This is a genomic window from Achromobacter sp. GbtcB20 (assembly GCF_019091095.1).
Classification (GTDB): Bacteria; Pseudomonadota; Gammaproteobacteria; order Burkholderiales; family Burkholderiaceae_B; genus Achromobacter; species Achromobacter mucicolens.
In genome coordinates, this window is record NZ_JAGXJZ010000214.1 from 1 (window position 1) to 494 (window position 494).

Consider the following 494-nt stretch of genomic DNA (forward strand, 5'->3'; position numbering starts at 1 on the left):
GTGGTCGAGGGGTCGGCCTGGTGGAAGGACGTGAACAGCCGCCCCAGCTCCGCGGGCGCGATGCCGATGCCGCGGTCCTCGACCTCGAAGCGCACCACGGTCTCGTGGCCGTAGGCGCGCACCGCTCTGGCCCGGATCGTAATGTCGCCGCGCTCCGAGAACTTGATGGCGTTGCCGACGAAGTTGAGCAGCACCTGTTCCAGGCGCAGGGGGTCGCCGCGCAGCGGCCGGGCCAGCTCGGGCTCGACGTCGAACACCAGGCGCAGGCCCTTGGCGGCGGCCGCCTCGCCCAGCTGGGTCTCGAGGTTGCGCATCAGGGCCTCGAGCCGGAAGTCGAGCACTTCGAGCTCCAGCCGGCCGGCCTCGATCTTCGAGAAATCGAGGATGTGGTCGATGATGCCCAGCAGGTGCTGGCCGGAGTGCCAGATCTTCTCCAGGTAGTCGCGCTGCTTGGGCTCGAGCGCGGTCTTCAGGGCCAGGTGGGTCATGCCGAT

The 494-nt window shown here is 69.0% G+C and carries 1 protein-coding gene; it reads right to left on the reverse strand.

Going from position 1 to position 494, the window contains the following annotated elements:
- Positions 1-494: ATP-binding protein (locus KVT32_RS28640; RefSeq protein WP_254637062.1), on the reverse strand; the 494-nt coding region annotated here is incomplete at both ends.